The following is a 23,102-nucleotide window of genomic DNA, read 5'->3' as shown; positions in this document are numbered from 1 at the left end:
TCCTGGCAAAAGTCCCGAAACAGCAGCGAAAACGCGCCAACTTCGTTGACACACTTCGCACCGACCCGTATTCTTGCAATATGTCTACCATAACCGTTTGGATTGGCCATCCGGTCTGCTGTCCGCATTCTAAGGTCATGCCAGCCCGCGACGGACTTCCAAGACCATCCTCGTCTGCCAGAGTCTCTTGAACGCATGAAAGTACCGGAACACGGCATGGTCTCGTCGCGCGCCCGCGACCGCATGGTCAGGGAGTTGCTCCAGAACCACGGCATCGATGACCCCAGGGTGATCGCGGTGATGCGGGAGACCTTGCGCCATCTGTTTGTGGAAGAGGCCCTGGCCAGCCGGGCCTACGGGGATGAAAACCTCCCCATCGGCGAAGGTCAAACCCTCTCCCAACCCTATACCGTGGCCCGCATGAGTCAGGCGTTGCGCCTCACCGGACAAGAAGAGGTGTTGGAAATCGGCACGGGTTCCGGGTATCAGACCGCGATTCTGTCCAAACTGAGCCACAAAGTCTACACCATCGAACGACTGCCCTCGCTGGCGGACTCGGCCCGCAAGCGACTGCGCCGTTTGGGATTTCACAATGTGGTCTGCCGGGTCGGAGACGGCTCCCTGGGATGGCCGGAAGAACGGCTGTTCGAGCGGGTGATCATCACCGCCGGCACCCCGATCACCCCGGAAAACGTGCTGCGTCAACTGGCTCCCAATGGTGTGCTGGTGGCCCCGGAAGGGAGCCGCAGCGCCCAGAACCTGATCCGCATCATCCGTCTGGCGGATGGCGCCCTCCAACGGGAAACCCTGGAACCCTGCTGTTTCGTGCCTCTGGTGGGCGCCCAGGGGTGGAAGGAAGAGTCACCGTGAACCCGGAATCCCGCCGACCTTCTGGCTGTGTCTCCCTCCGAAGAGGCACCTGGATCGGAGGGATCGGATTGCTGTTCCTGCTGTCGGGATGTTCCGGCACCGGCGCGCCTCCGCCCCGGGAAGCGGGCAACGGTTCCGCCGCTCCGGTGCGGGTGGTCAAGGGTCCACCCCTGGCGGCGGACTTGGCTCCCGAACCCCAAACCCAACCCCCTCCCCCCCAACCCGGACGGGAAATTCTCTACGCGGTCCGCCCCGGTGACACCCTCTGGGCCATCGCCACGGGCCACAACATCGACGTGGAACAACTGGCCACCTGGAACCGCATCACCAATCCGGATCAACTCACGGTAGGCCAACGGCTGCGGGTGACTCCGCCGGGACAAGCCCCCCGTCCCCCTCTCCCCCCCCCCGTGATCGCCAAACCGGACATGACCAACAAACCGGAAACGGCCTCCAGACCCGAACCGGAAACGGCCTCCAGACCCGAACCGGAAATGGCCTCCAGACCCGAACCGGATCGCCCCACCCTGCCGGACAAACCCGCTCCCCGCCTTTGGGAAGAACCTCCCGGCACCATTCCGCCCCCCTCTTTGGCGCTGCGGAATCCCCTTCCGCGTCCCGACCCGACCGCGGGGCGGGACACCAGCCTTCCGCCCCAGACCTATACCCAGGCCCAACCCCTCTCGCCTTATCCCCCGGCGTACTGGGTGTGGCCCCATACGGGTCGGGTCATTGGCCGCTTCGGACAGATGGGAGCGTTGCGCAACACCGGCATCGACATCGCCGCCAATCCGGGTGATCCCATCGTCGCCGCCGCCGACGGAGTGGTGGCCTACGCGGATCAAGGGTTGACCACCTTTGGCAACATGGTGCTGCTCCGGCATGGAGGCTCCTTCATGACCGCCTACGCCCATCTGCAAAAGATCATGGTCAGGAAAGGCCAAAGCGTGCGGGCCGGGGAAACCATCGCCCTGGCGGGACAATCCGGAGTGACCGTCTCTCCCCGTCTGCATTTTGAAATCCGCCGTAGCATTGCACCGCAAAATCCCCTACAGTATCTCCCCAAACGGGATTGACACCTGTTTGACAAAGTCAGAACAACACTTTTTTTGGGGGAATCCACGCCCCGAATCCTGGCTTTTCAGGTCACTCATCGTTTTGCAAGCGGAAAACAAGCCACACCAACAGGGACGATAGGCAACTGTGAACACCTCTGCTCTCGATATACGCACCCATCCCTTTTTCACCCCAACCACCGACTGTCCTCCCCCTCTGCTGCACACCCTTTCGGGTTGGAAACATAATCCAACTTTTCGCCCTGCCTTCGTGCGCCTCACCGAAAACGATCAGGAGGTCGCCAAGGCGCTTGAATGGTCGCAACGGTTTCAGGATCAATCCGATCATCTGGTGGTGCTGGGCATCGGCGGCAGTTCCCTGGGAGGCAACATGCTGGTCCGTTCCCTGGCTGGCCAGGGACGCGCCGTCACCTTTTACGAAAACATCTGTCCGGTTCAACTGGCGGCCCTGTATGACCAGGATTGGAGCCGCGCCACCGTGTTGGCGGTGAGCAAATCCGGTGAAACCCCGGAAACCCTCGCTCAACTGCTCACGGTGCTGGACCGGCTCGGAGAACGCCCCCAGGACCGGTTGGCCATCGTCACGGAAAACCCCCAGGGGGCTTTGAGCGCGATCGGTCGCGCCCTGGAGGTGCCGATCATTCCCCACGCCCCGGTGGGGGGACGGTTCTCGGTGCTGTCGGTCACGGGTCTGCTGCCCGCCGCCTTCGCCGGAGCGGATATCGAAGCCTTGCTGGCCGGCGCCACCCGGATGACCCAACGCTGCCTGGAGCCGGATCCGGTGAACAATCCGGCGTTGCGTCACGCCCTGGCCCAGGCGGAGATGGCCGCCGCGGGACGCAACATGAGCGTGTTTTTGACCTACGGCTCCCGTCTGGAGACCATCGCCACCTGGTTCAGACAGTTATGGGCCGAAAGCCTGGGCAAGATCGACGACCAGGGCCGCAAACACGGCCTCACCCCGGTGGAAGCCCGAGGCGTGGTGGATCAACACTCCCAGTTGCAACTGTATCTCGACGGACCCGAGGACAAACAGTTCACTTTGCTGTTCGATCCCACCCTCGCCACCCTGGGAGCGACGATTCCGACCCGTTTCGCCCCTCTGTCGGCGGTGGCCCCGTTGGCAGGGCGCACCGTGGGTGAACTGTTCACCGCCGAATATCTCGGCACCCGTGACGCCCTCATCGGACGCAAGGCGCCGGTGCGGGAGTTCCGTCTGGCCGCCACCGATCCGGTCGCTTTGGGCGAATTGATCGTGTTGTTGGAAATGGAAACCACTCTGGTGGCCGAATGTTTCGGCGTCACCCCCTTTGACCAGCCCGCCGTGGAAGACGGGAAAAAACGAACCCGCGCGCGCCTGGAATCCTCGACCCCCGGCACACTCATGGAGGAGACCTCATGACCAAACCCCTTTCCCCCCAAGCCTATTCCGACGCGGTTCGCGCCCAGTTGGTTCAACAGGGCATTCATCACACCGGGGCCATCCGCGTGGATCTTTCCACCCCGGAACTGTATGAAACCGCCATCCACCGCCGCGAAGGGCGCATCGCCACCGGCGGCTCTTTGGTAGTGGAGACCGGCCAGTATACGGGCCGTTCGGCCAACGACAAATTCATCGTGGACGAGCCATCCAGCCGCGACCATGTGGCCTGGGGATCGGTCAACCGTCCCTTCTCCGAAGAGGCCTACGAAAAGCTCCGTACCCGGGTCACCGCCTATCTCCAGGACCGGGAACTGTTCGTGCAGGATTGTCGCGTGGGGGCGGATCCCCAGTATCAACGCCGGGTGCGGATCGTCACCACCCAGGCGTGGCAATCCCTGTTCGCCCGCAATCTGTTCATCCACCCGGCCTCGCCTTGCGAAAAGGTGATGCAACCGGATTTCACCCTGATCAACGCCGGAGGTTTCCTGGCGGTGCCCGAGGTGGACGGCACCCGTTCGGAAGCCTTCATCCTGCTGCATCTGGGACGCCGGGAAGCCCTCATCGGCGGCACCGGTTACGCCGGAGAAAACAAAAAAGCGGTCTTCACCCTGATGAACTATCTGCTCCCCTTGCAGGGCGTGTTGTCCATGCATTGCAGCGCCAACATCGGCGAACAGGATGATGTGGCCATTTTCTTTGGTCTGTCGGGCACCGGCAAGACCACCTTGTCCACGGATCCCCGCCGCCGCATGATCGGTGACGACGAGCATGGCTGGTCGGACAACGGGGTGTTCAATCTGGAAGGGGGATGTTACGCCAAGGTGATCCGTCTGCATCCCCAGGCGGAGCCGGACATCTGGAACTGTACCCGCCGGTTCGGCACGGTGTTGGAAAACGTCATCATGGATCCGGTCTCCCGACGGGTCAATCTGGACGATCACACCTTGACGGAAAACACCCGCGCCGCCTATCCATTGGCGTCGTTGCCCCGGATCCAGCTCAGCGGCCACGGGGGACATCCTTCCAACGTCATCTTGTTGACCGCGGACGCCTTCGGCATCATGCCGCCGGTGGCCCGCTTGACCATCGAACAGACCATGTATCATTTCCTGTCCGGTTACACCGCCAAGCTGGCGGGAACGGAACGGGGCGTCACCGAGCCGACCACCACCTTTTCCGCCTGTTTCGGGGAGCCGTTCATGGCGTTGGATCCGGTGGTGTACGCCACGCTGCTGGGCAAGAAGCTGCAACAGACCCAGGCCAAATGCTGGCTGATCAACACCGGTTGGACCGGCGGTCCCTACGGGGAAGGCTTCCGCATGCCGATTCAGGAGACCCGGGCGATCATCGACCGGATCTTCGACGGTCATCTGGATCATGTGCCCACCCGGATCGATCCGACCTTCGGTTTCGAGGTGCCCATCGAGATCACCAACGTGGATCCCATGCATCTGAATCCCCGCACCACCTGGAAGGATCCGGCCCGTTACGATGCCCAGGCCCGTCAGTTGGCGGACCGGTTCGTAGCCAATTTCGCCGAGAAATTCGCCAATCGAGTACCCCAGGAGATTTTGTCCGGCGGACCGGTGCAGCGTTAGCCCCGATCCGGATCCAAATCCAGACACCGCATCCTTGAAACCATTGAAAAAAAAGTGAGGGCCTGGGAGATTCTTCTCCCAGGGTCTTGCCTTTGCTTTGGCCTTTGACTTTGTTTTCAAGCGCACTTTTCAAACACGCTTTTTTCGCATCCTTTCACGAAAAAAGCGCAGCGCGCCGCCTTGGAGGGTCTGGGTTTTTCGCCTTTTGAAAAACCCAGACCCCCCCTTGCCAGCCCCACCCATCAATCCTTGCGCCAGGGCATGACCGGAACCGTGGAGATGGAGTTTTTCGGGGATCCTTCGATGAGCTTGTCGGAATAGACGAGATAAACCAAGGTATTCCGTTTCTTGTCGAGGAAGCGTACCACCTGCATTTTCTTGAACAGCAGGGAGGTGCTCTTGGAAAAAACCGACTCTCCATCCTTGAGATCGTCCTTCATGACGATGGGACCGATCTGCCGACAGGCGATGGAGGCGTCGGAGGTGTCTTCGGCCAAGCCGAGCCCCCCCGCGACCCCTCCCCGTTTGGCCCGGCTCAGATGACAGGCGACCCCTTCCACCTTGGGGTCGTCGAAGGCCTCGATGACGATCTTGTCATCCGGGCCGAGAAGCTTGAAGACGGTATCCACGGTGGCGAGAACTTCAGCCTGGGCGGTCCGGAGGGCGGGAACAGCGGCCAACAGCAAAGCCAGGGCGAAAAGCGGTCCTTGTTTCATATCGATTTCTCCAAAAATGCAAGACGTTGACCCTAAAAAATCAGCGGAACAAACCGCAGCAGCGCGTCAGCGGGACAGACAGTGGCGCACGTTGAACTCCTGAATGCCCTCCACCACACCTTTCACCAGTTTGTCCCGGGTTTCCGGCTGTTGCAACTGAAGTTCCTCGTCCCGATGCACGATTACGCCGAATTCGATCAGGATGGCGGGCATCACGGCATATTTCAAGACCACCAGATTATCGAACTGATAGATGCCCAGTTCCTCATCGATCATGTTGTGACGGCCACCGGGAATATTCTTCGAGTGATGATAAGCGGGAAGAAATCCGGCGGCGCGGAACCGTCTGCCGATCATCTGGGCCAGTTCCAGACTGGTGGAATACTGCAACCCCTTGGGGGAGAGCAGAATGGAATATCCCCGGAACAAATCACAATATCTCTGATTTTTGCCATCGACGGTCCAGTTGCGCAGATAAAACGACTGCACGGAATCGTGATGCACCGACACGAACAGATCCGCCTGTTTTTCCTCGGCGATGCGCACCCGATCCTTGAGTCCCGGCGGGTTGACGATGAGAAAACTACGGGAGAGGCCATTTTTGATCAACTCGTCGTGGATCAAGGTACCCATGGAGAGGTTGAATTCATATTCCGGCTTGCCCCGGGCGCTGGTGGCACCGGCGGAAAAGAGGGCATGCCCCACATCCACCGCCACGGAACAGTCGCAAGAGCCTGCCCACAGATCCTGTGAAAACACCACAGCCAACACAGCCAACACGGTATACAGCACAGAGACGTACACGATGGATTTACCCTGATGCGAGGTCAATGGCCACCGGTCAGCGACCGGCCTTGGCAGGTGCCAACGGAACAAACGTCTCTCCGTCGATCACCGGAGCGGATGCGGGTTGGGACTCCCGACTTTTCGAGGGACGGTCGATCCGATTGAGCAGTTCCAACAGTCCATCGGTTCGGACGGGACGGTTGACCGCCGACTCCCCGGGATGAAACTGATCGTGACAAAACTGCTCCATGGCCTGGGCGCTGGCATCGTTTTGTACCCCGGACAGATGGCGAAACAGGCATTGGTCATAGGCGTGGAGTTCGTCTTCCCGCTCCGGTCCGATCTCCAGGGAAGGGGATCTGGACTCGGGAGGGAAACGGCGGGCGCAGGCTTGTTGCAGATGCTGGGCGGCCAGGGCGCTTCTGGCAGACTTGACATGCTCCAGCAGGCAGGAACGCTGGGCCTCCGAGGTGACCTCGCCCCCCCCCGCACCGGCCACGCCGCAACACAGCCACCCCACCAGGGACGACAGAATCAAGACATCAAAAGGTTTGACGGGCATGATCACGATACGATTTCGCCACTCCGGGCCAAAAAATCAGGTTTCAGATTGGGCGTCAGGATGGCACAGTGTAGCCGGTTTGCCCCACCACGTCCACGTTGCGAAAATACCCCCCTTTGCCTCCTCAACGGGCAGGGACCAAAGGGGTGGCAAAAGCCGGGGGAGCGGCGAAGGCGGGAGGGGTGGCGAAGGCCGGGGGCGTGGCGAAAGCGGGAGGGGTGGCGAAGACCGGGGGGGTGGCATAGGCCGTGGCTGGAGTGGAACCCGGGGGGGCGGGCGTGGCGCTGGCCGGAGTGCCGGAAGTGGCCGGGGTGGTGGTGGAAGCCGGAGTGGTGGTGGCCGGGGTGGTGGTGGCCGGGGGGTGTTCTGTTCCGACCGGGGTGGAGGCAGAGGTGGATTCGCTGGTTTTGTTCCCGGAAGCCCCGCTCTGGCCACTCTCCTCGGCGGCGATCTCCCCCGAGGCCAGCAGCAACACCCCGCACACCATCCAGGCTGCACCTGTGACACGCATGATCGTTACCCTCCCGAAACACAGACCGTACGGCCCGATGATCGCTGTCCAAAGGCTTTAAGCCTAACACCTTCGACCCCGGATCGACCACCTCAAAAGATCGCAATCCACGCCCCACACCCGGACCGCCACACCCGGGACCGAATCATCAACCCCACCATCGACCCCTTCAAGCCAAAACCAACCCCCGGAATCGCTTCCTGAAAGGCCGACAAACGGCTATGATGCCAATTTTGACAGAGGCCCTTCCCAATAAAAAGCCTCTCTCCCGATCCCGACCACCGAAAAACCAGACCCGCCTGGAGGGCAAACCGCCCATCCCTTTCCGTTCCACCCCTTTCAACCGTTCCCGATCCCCTGGGGGACCGCCGAGGTGATGACCCGATGAACCGATTTCTGCCCACGCTTTTGTTCATCCAGGTATGGCGCCGCCATCTGATGGTCTGGCGCAAGAATGCCGCCTCATCCCTGGTGGGCAATCTGGGCGAGCCGTTTTTGTATCTGCTCGGCATGGGCTACGGACTGGGACGCTATGTGGAGTCCATGGGGCCGGTATCGTATCCGGTCTATCTGACCGCCGGCATTCTGGCTTCCAACTCCATGAACGCCGCCACCTTCGAGGCGATCTACGGGGGATTCACCCGCATGACCCGTCAGCAGACCTTTCACGCCATGCTGGCCACGCCGGTAGGCATCGCCGACATCGTGGCCGGCGAAGTGAGCTGGGCGGCGACCAAATCCTTGTTTTCCGGATCGGCCATCCTGCTGGTGGGGGCGATCATGGGCGCCATTCCCGCCTCCACCGCCGTACTGGCCCTGCCGGTGGTGTTTTTGTCCGGGGTGGTGTTCGGCTCCCTGGGGATGATCATGACGGCGATCTCACCCAATTACGATTTTTTTATGTATTATTTCACTCTGGTCATCACACCCATGTTTTTGTTCTGCGGGGTCTTCTATCCCCTGGAAACCCTCCCGGCGCCCTTGCGTGTGGCGACGGAGTTGTTGCCCCTGACCCATGTGGTGGCCCTGATCCGCCCCTTGACCACCGGTCTGCCCTTCGATAATCCATTATGGCACCTGGGGGTGCTGCTGGTGAGCGCCGCCGTGTTCTTTCCCTTGGCCGTCAAACACATCTCCCGACGCATCATCGTTTAAAAAGAACCGGTTCCCGCCGATCACCCCTTGCCCGCAAGGATCGAACACCACACAATCAAAAAGGATTGGCGAAAAGAACAGGATTCTCTTATAATCCAGGGCTATTTGTGAACAAAGACCCGGTACGGGAGTCACCGGGCGCTGAATTCGTGACACCGACCCGGTCGGATCACGCGGAACTTGCACCCAAATAAAAGAAAATACAAAGGAGAATCAAACATATGTCCGATCTGTTTTCCGCGCAATGGATGAATCGTTTCCAGACCGAATGGAACAACGAACCCGAACTGGGCGATGCCCTGGCCAAAATCGGTTTCAATTCCACCATCGCCTATGGAATCGAAGGCGAGGCCGCACCACGGGGGGTGCTGGTGATCGAAGGTGGCAAAGCAGTCAAAAGCGGTGCGTTTTCCGGAGAGGAAATCAACTGGGATCTGCGCGCCAGCGAAGAGAACTGGGGCAAATGGATCGAAAAAGGATTGGGCATGATGGGACTGGGCATGGCCTACACCACCCGTAAACTCAAGTTCGAGGTGGGTGACTATGGCGCGATGATCAAGGATCCCCGCATGGCCGGACCGTTCATCAAGTCCTTCACGGTGATGGGACGGGTGTAATCATCGGTTTTGCCACGGTTTGCTCGCACACACCCCGGCCTTGCCAAGCCGGGGTCTTCTCGCACGGTCAAGGGGGCACGCACGTCATGACAAGCAAAAAAACGCTCACCGCGCTTCTTTCCGCGCTCGTGGTGACTCTGGCCGCGCCGCAAGCACGGGCCGAAGGGAACATCATCACGGTCGAAGCCGGATCCATCGGCGCCACCACCACACTGGGCGGAACGGTGGTCCCCTTCAAGGAGGTCTCCTTCACGGCCCAAATGCCGGGACGGGTGGAATATCTGGCCGGCGTGGAAGGGGACTGGTTCAAAAGCGGTACGGTTCTGGTGGCCCTGGACAACGACGATCTGCTGGCCATGCGCCGTTCGGCCCAGGCCGCCCTGGACGCGGCGGACATCAACTGGAAAAACGCCCGGGTGCAATACACCCGTCAGGTCTACAGCGGCTCGGACTACGGCGGAGCCGACAACACCGGCATGGGCATGCCCCGCATGCTCGACTACATGGTCACCCGCCCCATGAGCAGCATGGTGGGTCTGGACAACCCGGAACTCTCCCGTCGCGCCCGCATCTACAACCAGGGCACCCAGATCGATCAGGCCCAGTCGGCCCGCACCCAGGCCCAGGCCAAACTCCAGGAACTCGAAGCCAAACTGCGGGATACCAAATCCATCGCGCCGTTTTCCGGGGTGATCGTGGCCAAACACATCGAAAAAGGCAATACCGTGCAACCCGGCATGCCACTGCTCACCTTCTCCGACACCCGCCATCTGCAAATCAAGGTGGATATCCCGGCCCGCCTCATGCCGGGCATCCAGAAGGATATGACCATCCCGGCCAAACTCGACGTGGGAGATACCCGCATCGAAACCCGTGTGGCCCAGATCTATCCCATGGCCGACTCCCAGCGTCACACGGTCACGGTCAAGCTCGACCTGCCCAAGGACGCCCCGGGTGGACCCGGCATGTACGCCGAAGTGATGATTCCGGATGTCACCACACCGGTGAAAAATCTCCCCATCGTGCCCAAGTCGGCTGTGATCTGGCGGGGCAGCCTGCCGGCGGTGCTGGTGGCCCCGGACCAACGGGGCGGCGGCGAACCGGCCCTGCGCATGATCCGTCTGGGAGGCTTCGTGGACGACAAATCCGTCAGCGTGTTGTCGGGACTGTCCATCGGAGAACGGATCCTCTCCACTCCACCCAGCGGCATGGCCACGGACTGGAATCCCTCGTCCACCCAACCGGCGGGCAAAAAACTGGAAAAGCAGCACTGATCCCATCCGCATGACCGGCGTGGCCAATGCCCGCCGGTCAGGCTCCTCCCTCTCCCATCGACGGCCTTGAACCCAAGAGACCCGGAAGCGCGGACCATGACGACGACCAGCAAAGAATCCCTCACCCCACCTCCCATCCCGACCACCATGCGACACGATCTCGGGGTGGCGGGATCCATGGCCAAGATCTTCATCCATTCGCCGCTTTCGCCCCTGCTGCTGTTCGCCTGTCTGGCCATGGGCATCATGGGACTGATCCTCACCCCCAGACAGGAAGATCCCCAGATTTCGGTGCCGATGGTGGACATCTTCGTCCGCTACACGGGCGCCTCGGCGGATCAGGTTTCCTCCCTGGTGGCGGAACCCATGGAACGGATCATGAGCGAGATCAAGGGAGTGAAGCATGTCTACTCCGCATCCCTGCGGGGACAGGCCATGGTCACGGTGGAGTTCAACGTGGGCGAGGACATGGAGGCGTCCTTGGTCAAGTTGTACGACAAGATGGAATCCAACATGGATCTCATGCCACCGGACGTGATGAAGCCTTTGGTCAAACCCAAGGCGGTGGATGACGTGCCGGTGGTCACCTTGACCTTGTGGTCCAACGACGTGGATGACTCGGCCTTGCGGATTTTGTCGTTGGATGTGCTTCAGAAACTCAACGAGGTGGAAAACGCCAGTCAGGGATTCGTGGTGGGCGGAAGGCCGGAACAGATCCGGGTCGAAGTCTCCCCGGAACGGCTCAACGGATTCGGCATCAGCCTCGACCAAATCGCCCAGACCATCCGCACCGCCAACAGCGAAAAAGGACTGGGCAGCGTGGAATCCGCCGATCAGGGCTTCCAGGTCTACTCCGGCTCCTTTCTGAAAAACGCCCACGACGTGGCCCGCCTCATGGTGGGCACCCAGGGGGACAATCCGATCCGGGTACGGGATGTGGCGGAGGTCTATTCCGGTCCGGAAGAGACCAACCGCATGGTCACCTACACCACCGGCAAGGCCGCGGTGGATGCCAAAGGACTCAAGGCCGAACAGGCCCCGGCGGTGACCATCGCCATCGCCAAGAAAAAAGGCGCCAACGGCGTCACCGTGGCCAACGGGGTGCTGGCCAAGGTCGAAGAACTGAAAGGCCGTCTGATCCCCAGCAACGTCCATGTGGCCGTGACCCGCAACTATGGCGAAACCGCCAACGAAAAAGTCAACGAACTGCTGTTCAAACTGATGATCGCCACCCTGGCGGTCACCTTGCTGGTGTGGTACACCCTGGGCTTCAAGCCCGCCACCGTGACCTTGATCGTGATCCCGGTGGTCATCTTGATGACCGTCTTCGCCGCCTTGATCATGGGTTACACCATCGACCGGGTGAGCCTGTTCGCCTTGATCTTCTCCATCGGCATTCTGGTGGACGACGCCATCGTGGTGGTGGAAAACATCTACCGGCGCTGGCTCCTGGAAGACAAATGTTGCCACCTGATCTCCATCGACGCGGTGCGGGAGGTGGGCAATCCCACCATCCTGGCCACCTTCACCGTGATCGCCGCCCTGCTGCCCATGGGCTTCGTGCGGGGCATGATGGGACCGTACATGCTGCCGATTCCGGCGTTGGGATCGGTGGCCATGGTTTTTTCGTTGTTCGCGGCCTTCATTTTCACCCCCTGGCTGGCCCAGTTGATCAAACCGAGCATGCGCTCCTTGCACCACCACTCGGACAAGGAACTCAAAGGCTCCGAACGGCTGGAACGGTTCTTCCGCTGGATCATTCCCTCACTGCTGGACAGCAAGATCAAAGGCTACGGTTTTCTCTTCGCGCTGGTGGGACTGTTCTTCCTGACCATGGTGCTGTTCTACACCACCGGGGTGACGGTGAAGATCATGCCGTTGGACAACAAGCCGGAATTCAACGTGGTCATCAACCTGCCGGAAGGCACGGCCATGCCCAAGACCGCCAATCTGGCCCAACGCATGACCCTGGCCCTCAAGGATCAAATCCCGGAAATCACCGCCCTGCAAACCTACATCGGCACGGCTTCGCCCTTCAATTTCAACGGCATGGTGCGTCACTACTATCTGCGTCAGGACTCCTGGCACGCGGATATCCAGGTGCAACTGCTCCACAAGAGCAAACGGGCCCGCACCAGCCACGACATCGCCATCAACGCCCGTCGACTCCTCACCCCTCTGGCCGCCGAATTGGGAGGTCGCATCGAGGTGGTGGAGATGCCTCCAGGACCGCCGGTGCTGCAATCGGTGGTGGCGGAAGTGACCGGGCCGGATGCGGAAACCCGTCGCCGTCTGGCCAGGGACATGGAAGCGATGTTCCGCAAATCCCCCTCCCTGGTGGATGTGGACACCTACATGCGGGAGCCTTACGAAATCTGGCGCTTCGAGGTGGATACGGAAAAAGCGGTACGCCGTGGCATCACCGTGGACGCCATCAACCGCAATCTGGGCATGGCCATGGGTGGCGCCCAGTTGGGGGATGTGAAGCGGGGCAGCGTGCTGGAACCCACCTATATCGTGATCCAGGTGCCCATGGAGGTGCGTTCCAACATCTCCAGCCTGGGGGATCTGCCCATCAGCACCCCCCAGGGCAAAACCGTGCCGTTGGGTGAACTGGGTCGCTTCGTCAAGCAGCCCCACGATCCGATCATCTTCCACAAGGATCTACGCCCAGTGGAATACGTGACCGCCGAAGTGGAAGGACGGCTGGACGCGCCCATCTACGGCATGATGGACGTGGAAAAAATGTTGAAAGATTACACCGCTCCCGACGGGGTGAAAATCAGCGGCGAAATGATGGGTCCGCCCAAAAGCTACACCCAGTCAGCCTTCGAGTGGACCGGCGAGTGGACCATCACCTATGAGACCTTCCGGGATATGGGTCTGGCGTTTGGTGTAGCCTTGATCCTGATCTACATGCTGGTGGTATGGGAATTCGGCAATTTCATGTTGCCCGCCGTGATCATGGCGCCGATCCCCTTGACCCTGCTGGGCATTCTGCCGGGCCACTGGATGATGAACGCCAAGTTCACCGCCACATCGATGATCGGTTTCATCGCGCTGGCGGGGATCATCGTGCGCAACTCGATCCTGTTGGTGGATTTCGCCCAACAGGAGATCCTGCGGGGCACCAGCGTGCGGGATGCGGTGATTCTCTCCTGCAAGGCCCGCACCCGGCCCATCATCATCACGGCCTTGGCCCTGGTGGCCGGTTCCAGCGTGATCCTGGGCGACTTCATCTTTCAGGGCATGGCCATCTCGCTGCTGTTCGGCTCCCTGGTTTCCACCCTGTTGACCCTGCTGGTGATTCCGCTGGGGTGTGTGAGCGCCAGTCACGCCTTCATCCATCCCGAATACTCCCCGCAATCCGTCATGGGAATGCGGGACGCCGCCTGCGAAGCGGATCTGCCTTCCTCCGGGGCACCAACCGTGAAGGCTCCGGTCCGGCCCCAGACGATCAAGCGTCAGGGATTGATGCGGACCATCTGGCTGCACTTTTTCCCTCCCAAGGCCAAATCCAAACCCCGGCCCCGCCCCGTGACGCCGCCGCCCCAGCCCCCCGTGGTGCTGGATCCGACGGAATCCCGTGACGCCGCCCAGCCCGAAACGGCTCCCGTGCCGGCGACCTCCGCCGGGGGGGAAGAGTCCCAAACCGCTCCGGTCACCGCCGGTTCCGGGGAGGGCCGCGACGAATCCAAACCGGCCAAGGCTCCCGCCCGACGGGGCATCCGGCTGAAAAACGACCACATCAAGGACGAATCCCGGGGGGGCGAATCCTGACATGAAACCAAACGCGCACGGATGGATCTGGGGAGTCGCCACGGCGACCCTGCTGCTGGCCGTCAAACCGCTGTCGGCCTCCGACCTTCCCCGCACCTCCGGGGAACGAGGCGACATCCCGATGGAATCCAGGGCCAGTCAGCCTGGTCCGGCTCCGGTCCCCATCCGCGACGGGGAACCTGAGTCCCGGATCAACGGGTCCAGAGGATACATGATGGCCCTGAATCTCCTGGACGGCCCCCCGGATGAAGCGGCACCTCCCCGCAACCGTCCCCCGGGATCGACCGCCGGGAACGGCAATCCAACCACCAAATCCCCTCCGCCCCAGAACCGATCCAAAGGGACCGTGGCGGAACCGCCGGCTCAAGGACGCACCAACGACCCGGGCCCCGGTCTCCAGGAGAGCCGCCCGGCTGGAACCAAACCCGCTGGGGAGGCCGCCCGTTCCCGGGAAATTCTGGATGATCCCTATTTCATCGGAGAGACCCCTTCAGCCTCCCCGCCTCCGGGACTCGATCCCCGCAGACCCGCACCCGGAGCCGCGTCCGGTCTGGAGGAGGAGATGGATCTGGAGCGGACAGTGCCACGGGGCACGTTGACCTTGCCTTCCGGCCCACTCACCCAGCCGGAGAGTGCCGACGGGTGGAATCCGACGGGGGAATGGTACGGTCAGGACAGCACTCCCTGGAGGTGATGCGTTTGAACACAGGCACCGGGCAGCCCATTTTTCGGTTTGATGGTCAGGCATCGGGCGCGATGGCGCGTACCATCCGGCTCATGGCCATGACCCTGCTGCTCGGACTGGCCACATCCGGCCACGCGGAAGAGGATGCCAACTGGTCATCGGGGGTCTATCGCGCCGACCCGGAACGCAGTCCATTCAAGATCCGGCCCGAACCGCCCCGCCGTCAGTCCTGGGACGACGACGAACCGGTGGCCCGATGGCCAAACAAACCCCAGCCCAACGGCTCGGAACCCCAAAGGGCAACCCCTCCCATCTGGAAACCGGATCGCTACCAGCAACATTTGTCGGAACGCAATCGCCCCTGGGGAGCGATTCCCTCCGAATCGGATCGCTACCCCCCTGCCGAGGAACGGGATCCGATCCGCCCCCCTGCCGCGTCCTCCGCCAATCCCGGCTTTGAGCGCTGGTCGGATGGCCCCTTGCCACCCGTCGATGAGCGCCGTTATCCCCCCCCGGACGCCTACCGTTCCCCGCCTCGGGATGACCGGGATCCACGCTCTCCGACCTCCCCGGACGCCTACCGTTCCCCGCCTCGGGATGACCGGGATCCACGCTCTCCGCCCGCTTTCTGGGATGGGCCGTATCAGAAGGAGTACGCCCCGGCGCGAACGGATTGGAACCGGGACTCCTCCGGCGCCCTCCGGGATGACCGGTCCACCCTGGACCCTCTTCCGCCCCGGGAGCCGCCCCGCCAGGAGGATCGCTGGTGGGGACAACGGGGGGATGATCGTTACTGGGATGAACCGGGCCGCAACCGTTATTGGCCCGAGGAGCGTTAAAAAGAGATGACCATCCGCACAACACAAAAGGTCCGCAGGAAACCGCAGGGATTGTTTCAGGGGATGGCAGCCCTGGCGTTGATAGGCCTGTTGGGGGGGATCACGCCGGAAATCGCGTGCGGGGCCGAAGCCGCCGAAGCCGCGCCCCCGGTCATGGTTTCATTTTCCGCCGATGTCACCCGCACCCGGTTGGACAAAAAGATGCAAACCCGGGGGCGAATGTATGTCTCTCCGGAAGGGATCCGTGGCGAGAGTCAACGCAACGGCGTGGCGGTGGTCATGATCCACCATACCGCCCGCAAGACGGTTTGGACCCTGATCCCGTCCCAGAAGAGCTACACCGAACGCACCGGAGTCGAACCGGCCCGCCCTCCCCTGCCGGATGAGGCCAACAGTCCCTGCCGTCACGACAAAAGCCTGATCTGCCGCCAAGTGGGTATGGAAAATCTGGAAGGTCGCCGCACCCTGCACTGGGAGATCCGCATGCGTGGACCCGACAACCGGGAAAGCCTCCAGGCCCATCTCTGGATCGACCCCCGTTTGGGCATGGCGATCCGGGAACAGTACGCCGATGGTCTTTCGGTGGAACTGAGCCATATCCAGGAGGGACCACAGCCATCGGAACTCTTCGTCATTCCAGAAAATTTTCAAAAAACCGCCCTGGATTCCACCCCGCAGACTCCCCCTTCGGCAGGCGGAAATTCCCCGCCAACCGGGCCATCGACTCCTTAGCGAGTCGCCGCCCCCTTGAAAAAACGCCCAATACGGATAATTTCCCTTGCAAAGCGTTCGGAAAGGGTTTATTAGAACTTAATAATATACAAATAAATGCCGATGACGGATTTATTCCCTGGTTTCACTGTGGCGCAGGTTGATATTATGGTTTAATGAACTCTTGTCCGATCGCTTCCGTTTTCGGGCCAACAGTCAATCGGTGCGCCATGAGGAAATCCTTGCAAAATAAAAAAAATCTTTACCTGCTGGCTGTCGGTGTGCTCTGGATGGCCATACCGACCCAAGGAAATGCCGGTGGCATGACCCCGGATATGACCGCCTTGTCTCCGGGCATGGTGGGCATCGCGGACCAAGGTGATGCGACGGTGATGGGTGAACGCATGGGGAAGTTCATGGGATCCTTCATGCGTGAAATGAAAAATGCGCCGGACCGGACGGACGCCAACGAAAATTGGCGCGGCGACTCCCGCGGCAGTCCGTCGGTGGATGCCCAGCGCAACCGCGACCGGGACAACAGCAACGCACGGGGCGAACCCCGGGAAGTGTTGCGTTACGTCCCCTTGTATGACCCCTGGGGTGCGGATCGGGGCAACCCCTATCTGGAAACGGAAATGTGGGGTGGTCCCTACGGAACACACCGCTATCCAGCCCCTAGCAGCAATTGGAACGAACCTGGACCTTATGGCTGGGCGGCGGATCAAAACTGGTATCGGGGACGGGGCTATTACGGGGCCGGACTGGCTCCCTGGGAGAGCCACGAACCCCCACAGGATCCCAATGCGGAGCGGCGCTGGCATGACCCCTCCTATTACGACCGTCAGGACCCGGCAGCGGCATATGGCCCACCACCTCCGGAAGATCCCTCTGCGCCAAGGGCTTACGCCCCCTGGTCCAACGGGTCACGTCGGGGCAACTGGTGGTAGGAAGCGTCCAGGTCTGTCAACTTTTCTAGTGGGACAAGGAGCTTAATATGAAAAGAACCGCTCGCATTCTTGCCCTGGCCGGTGTTCTCACCGCCCTGGGTCACGCCCTTCCCGAAACCGCCTCCGCCTGGTGGGGTCCCTGGGACAATGGTTGGGGCAACAACAATTGGGACAACAATGGTTGGGGCAATAACAATTGGGGAAACAATTGGGGCAACAACGGTTGGGGCAACGGCAATGGCAATGGCCGTGCCAAAGGCAATTTCACCTTCAGCGTTGATGGCGACGTGGACGGCTGGGCCAACAATCTTTGGAACGGCAACAACGACTGGAACAACAACGGCTGGAACAACAACGGCTGGAACAATCATAACGGATGGAACAACAACAACGGCTGGGGGCCCTTTGGGGGCGGTCCCTGGAACGGTGGACCTGGCGGCTGGGGACCCGGCAGCTGGGGCCCCGGCGGCTGGTGGTAAGGGATTGACCACGAAGCGCCCCTCAATAATTTCGAACTGGAGAATACAATGAAAAATGGTATGAAGGTGCTGGCGGTTGCGGTCCTGATCGGTGGCGGCGCCCTGCTGACCGCGCCGGATGCTTCCGCTTGGTGGGGTGGCCCGGGTTGGGGCAATAATAACGGTTGGGGCAACAATGGTTGGGGCAACAACAACAGCAACAACTGGGGCAACAACTGGGCCAACAACGGAGCTGGCAATGGCAGTGGCAATGGCCGCGCCAATGGCAACTTCGGTTTCAACATGGGCGGTGACGTGGCCGGCAATGGCAGCGGCAATGGCAACGGCAACAACAACTGGAACAATTCCAACGGCTGGAACAACAACAACGGCTGGAACAATGGCTGGAACAACGGCAACAACTGGGGCGGCCCCGGCTATGGTTATGGCGGTCCTGGTTATGGCTACGGCTATCCGCCGCCTCCTCCCGGCGCGTGGGGTGCTCCTCCCATGGCCGGTCCGCAAGGCGCGCCCGCTCCCGAGGCTGCTCCGGCTGGCAAGTAAAACGACCCTGCTCCGGTAACGGACGGTTCGATCTGGGGCGGCTCCACGGGGTCGCCCCTTTTTTTTGTCCGTCGCGGCACGTGCATCCGTCGAGTGTACACTTGAATTCCGGACAGTTATTGCGTAAAAAGATAGCCTCGGAATTCGCCCTCGACCTCGCTTGGACCGAAACAAAAAAGGAACGCATGATCACCGTCGTAGGTAACCTCAAAGGCGGCTGCGGCAAAAGCACGATCACCTTCAATCTGGCCGTGTGGCTGGCCCGTCGTGGCATCGACGTGGTGACCTTCGATCTGGATCCCCAGGCCACCTTGAGCGATGCCATCGAAGTGCGACGGGAAGAAGGCGTGACACCGGATGTGAAGGTGTTCCGCTCCGAAAGCGATCCGGCCCGGATCATGGCCAATCACAAAGGAGAAGCCCTGGTGGATGTGGGCGCTTCCAACCTGTGGGCCATGCGTCAGGCCATCGGTCAGGCGGATCGGATTCTGGTTCCGGTGCCTCCAAGTCAGGCGGATGTCTGGTCCACGGCCCGTTTTCTGGAAATTGTCAAAGAAACGGCCTCGGCCCGATCCCGCAGACCGGAAATTTGTCTGTTCGTGAATCGTGCCGATACCCATCCGATGTTGCGAGAGTCGGATGAAACCGAAGCGGCGTTGGCCACACTGCCGGGTGTGACCATTTTGAAGACCCGGATCTGTCAGCGCACCGCCTACCGTCGCTCGTTCAGCGAAGGCAGAGCGGTATTCGAGTTGGCGCCTGGCGGCAAGGCATCCCAGGAGTTCCTGGATCTCGCCGGCACGCTCTATCCGGAGCTACTCTCCTCCGATCGTCCATCGGAGTCGCGTTCATCCTAGAAGGAGCCTGATCCATGTCGGACAACCCCAATCCGCAGCCCTCCAGGGGTTCCAGCCATCCCGAGCCGATGGACGGAAAACCAGCCCCACAGGCCAGGATTATGCCGCCCAACATGCCCATCGTCCCCGCCGGTCGATACCGGGAGTGCGGCGAATGCTCGGCCATGATCCTGTCGGATTTTGCCAAAAGCTTCGACAAAAGCGCACGACGCTGGGAATTGATCGTCTATCCGTCGCTGTTCGCGTTCATCATTCTGGCCATGTACGGTTTTTTCCTGATCTACAGCCTCACCCAGGATATACGCACCATGGCCTCCTCCATCGATCCCAAGATGGGGGTGAACATGGGAAGCCTGTCCAACAACATCAGCCAACTCTCCAATAACATGGAGGTGATGTCCACCCATCTGGAATACATCAGCGACAACATGGAAACCATGTCCGTGGACATGCAAAACATGGCCGAAAACATGGAAAACATGACCTCATCCATCAATACCATGAACGGCAATGTCGCGGGCATGAACCAGAATGTCGCCTCCCTCACCGGCAATATCAAGAGCATGGACAAAACCATGTCCGACATCAACCAGAAATTGACCGTTCTGACCCCCATCAGTCAAAATGTCGCGGTCATGGGACAGGCGGTCCACAACATGGCCGGAACCATGAACTCCATGAGTTACGACATGAGCGGCGCCACGCGACCCATGAGCTTCATCAACCGCTTCATGCCCTGGTGACGATCACGACCCATCCGAAGCTCAATAGGGATAAGCGAAAATCCCATAATAATAATCCACATACCGCTGAACCCGCTGCATGGCGTTGGGGCTGATTCCTTTCAGATTGGTCAGATCCCTGACGCCACAATGGGCGGAAACGATGTCATAGACGTGGGGGGTTTGACGCAGGAAGTTCACCTTTTCTTGCAATGCCTGGATTTCACGGCTCATGGCGGTCTCCTTCGAGGTTGGGTGACAATGGAATCGAGAGAGATTAACGCAATGCTCATGCCAATCCGGCAACACCCTCCCATCACCCTACAGGCCTGATTCGATGTACACCATCGCCATCTACAACAACAAAGGCGGTGTCGGGAAATCGACGCTCGCCGTGTTCATGGCCGATTTTTTGGCGTCTTTGGCGGTGCGGGGCCGCCCCATGAAGGTGGTGGTGCTGGATCTGGATGCCCAGGGTTCCTGCGGAGCCTCCCTGCTGGGAAGCGCGGGACTGGCCCAGGCCCGAGCCTCGGGCCACACCCTCGGCCCCCTGGCCCGGGATCTGGATCTGGGACGCACGGTGGCCCTGGAATCCTGTGTGTTCACCCGTCCCAAAGGCACGGTCAAGGGAAGAGCCACCCCGGTTTCCGAGGTGGGGGTGATGATCTCGGACAAAAACAGCGCCTTCGCCTTCGAGGCCAATCCCCTCCATCGCCTCACCATCCTCCGGGACCGGCTCAAACCCCTGCTGGCCCAATCCTTCGACATCGCCTTGCTGGATCTGCCCGGCAACATCGACGCACGCAACCTGCTGGCAGTCAACGGCCTGATCATGAGCGATTCGGTGATCAGCCCGGTGGAAGTCTCCCGCTTCTCCATCGACGCCATGCCCGATACCGTGGAAATGATCCGCTACGCCCGGGAACAAGGCGATGGCAAACGACCCGTATGCCTGGGCATGCTCCTCAACCGGGCGGACAAACGGGGTCAGCAGTACCAACGCAACATTCCCTGGGTCCACGCCATGGCCGAACGGTTGCAGATTCCGGTGTTCGAGCAGGTGCTGCCCAATGCCCAGGCTCTGGCCTCGGCCACCGACGAAGGACTGGCCACCGGTTCCCTGCGGGAACGCTATGGCGGCTACTATCCCCACGTCAAGGCCGTGGTGGGTGAGGCGTTCCGGCGCTGGCACGCCCTGGAATCCGATCCCTCTTAAATAAAAAAACACTGTCGCGCCAGGAGCCTCAACCCCCATGTTCGAGTGGATCGTCACCGTCGTCAATCACCCGTTCGCCCCGTGGATTCCGGCCCTGCTGATCCCCCTGTGGGCCGGGGCGGCATGGTGGTTCGCCCGGGACACCTACCTGGATCCCCTGTTGGCCCAGATCCGACTGGCCCGGCAACTGCTCGACGAAACCCCGGATTCCCCTGCGGAATTCCCCCCCCATCTGCCCCATCTGGACGCCGGATTGAACGTGCTGCCGGATCTGGCCAAAGCCTGGCGTCACTTCACCGCCACCTGGATTCCCACCGAATCCCCCGGAACCATGATTTTGTATGGTCAACGACCCGATCGGTTTTTCCGCCTCGCCCCCCTCACCGCCCATCACCCCCGGGCGCAACGCCTGCAAACCCTGCCCACCCATCTGGCGGGATCCGGCTTGCTTTTCACCTTCGTGGGACTGGTGGGAGCGCTGCATTACGCCTCCCGGGGCCTGCTCTCCGGGGATCCGGAGACGGTGCGCATGGCCCTGCGGGGGGTGTTGGCCATGGCATCCCTCAAATTTCTCGCCTCGATCGCCGGATTTTTGTCCGCCTGGTTGCTGGGATGGCGTACCCGGGTGTGGCAACGGCGCCTCGAAAAAGAGCTGGAGCTGTGGTGCGACCAACTCGCCATCCGGCTGGTGTTCATCACCCCGGAACGCCTGGCCCACGAACAGATGACCGCCATGGATCGCCTCCGTCACCCTGTCGCGCCGGAAGCCGAACCCGCCCCCCTGGCTGTCACCCTCTCCACCGCCACCCTGGAGCCGTTGATCCAGGCGTTGCGGGCGGAAAACCACAAGCTGCTCACCCTGATCCAAACCCGCCTGCCGGATCCCAAAGAAAACACGGCGGAGCTGCGCACCCTGAACGCCACCTTGCTGAACGAGGGCAAACGGCTCGGACACCTGCTGGAATCCCTGACCCAAAGCCTGCAACCCATCCTGGAGAGCAGTCACGCCCCCCTGCCGGAAGCCCTCCCCCGGGAAGGCGAAGTGACCCACTGGGTGGCGACGGCTCCGGCTTCCGCCCCGGATCCCGCCGTATGGCGCCCGATGATCGAATCCCTGCGGGACGAGGGACGCCATCTGGCCCGGGAACTGGCCCATCATCTGGCCCGGGAGCTGCAACCGGGTGGCGCCCGAACCGTGGACGGCTCGCAACACCTGAGCCGCCCGGAACAAGAATCCTGGATGCGCATCATCGATCGCATGGAACTGGCGGCCCGCGCCCTGGAAAAACAATCCGAAAGCCTCAACGGCCTGAGCGCCCTGGCCAACGAAACCCGCCGCGCCAGCGAAGGATCGATCCGCGCCGGTCGGGAGGCGGTGGAAAGCCTGGTCCACGCGGTGGAACACTTCAACACCCGCATGGAAGGCACCTTCTCCCGCTCGGCGGAAGCCCTGCTCAACCGCCTGGCGCAAAACAATCAACAGGTGGTCTCCCAGATGCTCTCGGGCCTGGACCGGGACCGGGCCGACTCACTCCTGATCACCCCGGAACCCGAACCCGAAAAAAAAGAACTGCCCCGATTGTTCGACCAATTCATGCGCTCACGGGGGGCTGGGAAAAGGACAAACCCTGGGGGATGAATCCCCCAGACCCCCTCTTTTTTTTCAATAGTTTTAGTAACTGAAAAACAGTAATGATTATATAAAGAACAGATTCTGGGAGATGAATCCCTCGGA

23 protein-coding genes are annotated in these 23,102 nt (G+C 61.1%); 18 read left to right on the top strand and 5 right to left on the bottom strand.

Features of this window, described 5'->3' with window-relative positions; translation table 11 throughout:
* Positions 1-216: 216 nt before the first annotated feature.
* The 4 genes from HQL98_06360 to pckA all read left to right on the top strand — a co-directional run bounded on the left by HQL98_06360 (position 217) and on the right by pckA (position 4,967).
* Positions 217-870 carry a protein-L-isoaspartate(D-aspartate) O-methyltransferase gene (locus HQL98_06360; GenBank protein ID MBF0271665.1) on the top strand — a complete coding sequence of 218 codons (654 nt, stop codon included), beginning with the start codon at positions 217-219 and terminating at the stop codon, positions 868-870.
* Positions 867-1,946 (top strand): M23 family metallopeptidase, encoded by a 1,080-nt coding sequence (locus HQL98_06355; protein ID MBF0271664.1) that lies wholly within the window; start codon positions 867-869, stop codon positions 1,944-1,946. The genes HQL98_06360 and HQL98_06355 overlap by 4 nt, the downstream gene beginning before the upstream one ends.
* 127 nt (positions 1,947-2,073) lie before the next feature.
* Complete coding sequence (locus HQL98_06350; GenBank protein MBF0271663.1) at positions 2,074-3,348, top strand: glucose-6-phosphate isomerase; 1,275 nt, start codon at positions 2,074-2,076, stop codon at positions 3,346-3,348.
* The gene (gene pckA, locus HQL98_06345; protein ID MBF0271662.1) at positions 3,345-4,967 is read left to right on the top strand and encodes a phosphoenolpyruvate carboxykinase (ATP); all 1,623 of its coding nucleotides are present in this window, start codon (positions 3,345-3,347) and stop codon (positions 4,965-4,967) included. Before HQL98_06350 ends, pckA begins: the two co-directional genes overlap by 4 nt.
* 242 nt (positions 4,968-5,209) lie before the next feature.
* Here pckA and HQL98_06340 read toward each other — a convergent pair whose 3' ends face one another.
* The 4 genes from HQL98_06340 to HQL98_06325 form a co-directional block, all read right to left on the bottom strand.
* Positions 5,210-5,683 carry a CreA family protein gene (locus HQL98_06340; protein MBF0271661.1) on the bottom strand — a complete coding sequence of 158 codons (474 nt, stop codon included), beginning with the start codon at positions 5,681-5,683 and terminating at the stop codon, positions 5,210-5,212.
* Positions 5,684-5,749: 66 nt separating this feature from the next.
* Positions 5,750-6,487, bottom strand: a complete 738-nt coding sequence (locus HQL98_06335; protein MBF0271660.1) for an N-acetylmuramoyl-L-alanine amidase — start codon at positions 6,485-6,487, stop codon at positions 5,750-5,752.
* Positions 6,488-6,524: 37 nt separating this feature from the next.
* Entirely contained in the window at positions 6,525-7,031 is a 507-nt protein-coding gene (locus tag HQL98_06330) for a hypothetical protein (protein MBF0271659.1), read from the bottom strand.
* A gap of 124 nt (positions 7,032-7,155) precedes the next feature.
* Positions 7,156-7,542, bottom strand: coding sequence for a hypothetical protein (locus HQL98_06325; protein ID MBF0271658.1), 387 nt, complete (start codon positions 7,540-7,542; stop codon positions 7,156-7,158).
* A 384-nt stretch (positions 7,543-7,926) separates the two neighbouring features.
* Here HQL98_06325 and HQL98_06320 point away from each other — a divergent pair, with 384 nt between their 5' ends.
* The 12 genes from HQL98_06320 (at position 7,927) to HQL98_06265 (ending at position 20,172) form a co-directional block, all read left to right on the top strand.
* A complete protein-coding gene (locus tag HQL98_06320) occupies positions 7,927-8,697 on the top strand; it encodes an ABC transporter permease (protein MBF0271657.1) in 771 nt (256 codons plus the stop codon).
* Between the two features lie 221 nt (positions 8,698-8,918).
* Positions 8,919-9,314: an SCP-2 sterol transfer family protein gene (locus tag HQL98_06315; GenBank protein MBF0271656.1), complete on the top strand. Its 396-nt coding sequence runs from the start codon at positions 8,919-8,921 to the stop codon at positions 9,312-9,314.
* A gap of 86 nt (positions 9,315-9,400) precedes the next feature.
* The gene (locus HQL98_06310) at positions 9,401-10,588 is read left to right on the top strand and encodes an efflux RND transporter periplasmic adaptor subunit (GenBank protein MBF0271655.1); all 1,188 of its coding nucleotides are present in this window, start codon (positions 9,401-9,403) and stop codon (positions 10,586-10,588) included.
* Positions 10,589-10,684: 96 nt separating this feature from the next.
* Positions 10,685-14,368: an efflux RND transporter permease subunit gene (locus HQL98_06305; GenBank protein ID MBF0271654.1), complete on the top strand. Its 3,684-nt coding sequence runs from the start codon at positions 10,685-10,687 to the stop codon at positions 14,366-14,368.
* Position 14,369: 1 nt separating this feature from the next.
* On the top strand, positions 14,370-15,062 hold the full coding sequence (locus tag HQL98_06300; protein MBF0271653.1) for a hypothetical protein: 693 nt from the start codon (positions 14,370-14,372) through the stop codon (positions 15,060-15,062).
* A gap of 62 nt (positions 15,063-15,124) precedes the next feature.
* Positions 15,125-15,892 (top strand): hypothetical protein, encoded by a 768-nt coding sequence (locus HQL98_06295; GenBank protein ID MBF0271652.1) that lies wholly within the window; start codon positions 15,125-15,127, stop codon positions 15,890-15,892.
* A gap of 6 nt (positions 15,893-15,898) precedes the next feature.
* Positions 15,899-16,624 (top strand): hypothetical protein, encoded by a 726-nt coding sequence (locus tag HQL98_06290; protein MBF0271651.1) that lies wholly within the window; start codon positions 15,899-15,901, stop codon positions 16,622-16,624.
* Positions 16,625-16,926: 302 nt separating this feature from the next.
* A complete protein-coding gene (locus HQL98_06285) occupies positions 16,927-17,550 on the top strand; it encodes a hypothetical protein (GenBank protein ID MBF0271650.1) in 624 nt (207 codons plus the stop codon).
* 47 nt (positions 17,551-17,597) lie between these two features.
* Positions 17,598-18,029, top strand: coding sequence for a hypothetical protein (locus tag HQL98_06280; GenBank protein ID MBF0271649.1), 432 nt, complete (start codon positions 17,598-17,600; stop codon positions 18,027-18,029).
* A 48-nt stretch (positions 18,030-18,077) separates the two neighbouring features.
* Positions 18,078-18,572 (top strand): hypothetical protein, encoded by a 495-nt coding sequence (locus tag HQL98_06275; protein MBF0271648.1) that lies wholly within the window; start codon positions 18,078-18,080, stop codon positions 18,570-18,572.
* Between the two features lie 185 nt (positions 18,573-18,757).
* The gene (locus tag HQL98_06270) at positions 18,758-19,429 is read left to right on the top strand and encodes an AAA family ATPase (protein MBF0271647.1); all 672 of its coding nucleotides are present in this window, start codon (positions 18,758-18,760) and stop codon (positions 19,427-19,429) included.
* Positions 19,430-19,542: 113 nt separating this feature from the next.
* Positions 19,543-20,172 carry a methyl-accepting chemotaxis protein gene (locus tag HQL98_06265; GenBank protein MBF0271646.1) on the top strand — a complete coding sequence of 210 codons (630 nt, stop codon included), beginning with the start codon at positions 19,543-19,545 and terminating at the stop codon, positions 20,170-20,172.
* A gap of 21 nt (positions 20,173-20,193) precedes the next feature.
* Here HQL98_06265 and HQL98_06260 read toward each other — a convergent pair whose 3' ends face one another.
* Positions 20,194-20,385, bottom strand: coding sequence for a hypothetical protein (locus HQL98_06260; protein ID MBF0271645.1), 192 nt, complete (start codon positions 20,383-20,385; stop codon positions 20,194-20,196).
* Positions 20,386-20,488: 103 nt separating this feature from the next.
* On the opposite strand from HQL98_06260, the gene HQL98_06255 reads away from it, so the two are divergent.
* Together HQL98_06255 and HQL98_06250 are read left to right on the top strand one after the other, a co-directional pair.
* Entirely contained in the window at positions 20,489-21,367 is an 879-nt protein-coding gene (locus HQL98_06255) for a ParA family protein (GenBank protein ID MBF0271644.1), read from the top strand.
* 37 nt (positions 21,368-21,404) lie between these two features.
* Positions 21,405-23,006: a hypothetical protein gene (locus HQL98_06250; GenBank protein MBF0271643.1), complete on the top strand. Its 1,602-nt coding sequence runs from the start codon at positions 21,405-21,407 to the stop codon at positions 23,004-23,006.
* Positions 23,007-23,102: the final 96 nt, after the last annotated feature.

It is taken from the genome of Magnetococcales bacterium, from assembly GCA_015231755.1.
In the GTDB taxonomy this organism is placed as follows: Bacteria; Pseudomonadota; Magnetococcia; order Magnetococcales; family Magnetaquicoccaceae; genus Magnetaquiglobus.
Note: the sequence above shows the minus strand (reverse complement) of the source record. Positions and strands in the feature narration are given on the sequence as shown.

Coding starts and splice junctions, on each gene's coding strand:
- HQL98_06360 (MBF0271665.1), top strand. CDS start 217: ATGGTCTCGTCGCGCGCCCGCGACCGCATGGTCAGGGAGTTGCTCCAG.
- pckA (MBF0271662.1), top strand. CDS start 3,345: ATGACCAAACCCCTTTCCCCCCAAGCCTATTCCGACGCGGTTCGCGCC.
- HQL98_06340 (MBF0271661.1), bottom strand. CDS start 5,683: ATGAAACAAGGACCGCTTTTCGCCCTGGCTTTGCTGTTGGCCGCTGTT.
- HQL98_06330 (MBF0271659.1), bottom strand. CDS start 7,031: ATGCCCGTCAAACCTTTTGATGTCTTGATTCTGTCGTCCCTGGTGGGG.
- HQL98_06325 (MBF0271658.1), bottom strand. CDS start 7,542: ATGCGTGTCACAGGTGCAGCCTGGATGGTGTGCGGGGTGTTGCTGCTG.
- HQL98_06320 (MBF0271657.1), top strand. CDS start 7,927: ATGAACCGATTTCTGCCCACGCTTTTGTTCATCCAGGTATGGCGCCGC.
- HQL98_06315 (MBF0271656.1), top strand. CDS start 8,919: ATGTCCGATCTGTTTTCCGCGCAATGGATGAATCGTTTCCAGACCGAA.
- HQL98_06310 (MBF0271655.1), top strand. CDS start 9,401: ATGACAAGCAAAAAAACGCTCACCGCGCTTCTTTCCGCGCTCGTGGTG.
- HQL98_06305 (MBF0271654.1), top strand. CDS start 10,685: ATGACGACGACCAGCAAAGAATCCCTCACCCCACCTCCCATCCCGACC.
- HQL98_06300 (MBF0271653.1), top strand. CDS start 14,370: ATGAAACCAAACGCGCACGGATGGATCTGGGGAGTCGCCACGGCGACC.
- HQL98_06295 (MBF0271652.1), top strand. CDS start 15,125: ATGGCGCGTACCATCCGGCTCATGGCCATGACCCTGCTGCTCGGACTG.
- HQL98_06290 (MBF0271651.1), top strand. CDS start 15,899: ATGACCATCCGCACAACACAAAAGGTCCGCAGGAAACCGCAGGGATTG.
- HQL98_06285 (MBF0271650.1), top strand. CDS start 16,927: ATGACCCCGGATATGACCGCCTTGTCTCCGGGCATGGTGGGCATCGCG.
- HQL98_06280 (MBF0271649.1), top strand. CDS start 17,598: ATGAAAAGAACCGCTCGCATTCTTGCCCTGGCCGGTGTTCTCACCGCC.
- HQL98_06275 (MBF0271648.1), top strand. CDS start 18,078: ATGAAAAATGGTATGAAGGTGCTGGCGGTTGCGGTCCTGATCGGTGGC.
- HQL98_06270 (MBF0271647.1), top strand. CDS start 18,758: ATGATCACCGTCGTAGGTAACCTCAAAGGCGGCTGCGGCAAAAGCACG.
- HQL98_06265 (MBF0271646.1), top strand. CDS start 19,543: ATGCCCATCGTCCCCGCCGGTCGATACCGGGAGTGCGGCGAATGCTCG.
- HQL98_06260 (MBF0271645.1), bottom strand. CDS start 20,385: ATGAGCCGTGAAATCCAGGCATTGCAAGAAAAGGTGAACTTCCTGCGT.
- HQL98_06255 (MBF0271644.1), top strand. CDS start 20,489: ATGTACACCATCGCCATCTACAACAACAAAGGCGGTGTCGGGAAATCG.
- HQL98_06250 (MBF0271643.1), top strand. CDS start 21,405: ATGTTCGAGTGGATCGTCACCGTCGTCAATCACCCGTTCGCCCCGTGG.